Consider the following 445-nt stretch of genomic DNA (forward strand, 5'->3'; position numbering starts at 1 on the left):
GGCCTGGGCGGGCTGGCAGGCGCCGCCGGCCATCCCGCCCCGGGCCGGCGCGGCCGACCCGCGGGGCGCCCCGGCGGTGACCTTCGATGGCTGCGCCGAGGCGGCCGGCCTCGCCGCCATCCTGGCGGAGGATCCGGCCCGGCACCTGTCGCTGGCGGAGGCCGCCGGCCGGCTCGGCCTCTCGCCGCGGGCGCTGCAGCGGCGGCTGGCGGCGCATGGGCTGACGCCGACGGCGGTGGGGCGCGCGGTGCAGGTGCGGGAAGCCTGTGCCCGGCTGGCGGGGGGCGAGGATCCGCTGCCGGCGATCGGCTATGCCTGCGGCTTCTCGGACCAGGCGCATTTCACCCGCGAATTCCGCAGGCGGGTGGCGATGACGCCCGGCGCCTATCGCGCCGCCCTGCGCGGGCCGGCGGCCCGGGCCGCCGGCTGACCGCGCCGCCGGGCG

The 445-nt window shown here is 81.8% G+C and carries 1 protein-coding gene; it reads left to right on the forward strand.

Annotated elements, in window-relative coordinates; translation table 11 throughout:
- Positions 1 to 430 (forward strand): helix-turn-helix transcriptional regulator (locus tag E2C05_RS32510; RefSeq protein WP_133223682.1); only part of this gene is annotated, 430 nt, incomplete at its 5' end.
- Between the last annotated feature and the right edge of the window lie 15 nt (positions 431 to 445).

This window comes from Paracraurococcus ruber (assembly GCF_004353985.1).
Taxonomy (GTDB): domain Bacteria; phylum Pseudomonadota; class Alphaproteobacteria; order Acetobacterales; family Acetobacteraceae; genus Paracraurococcus; species Paracraurococcus ruber.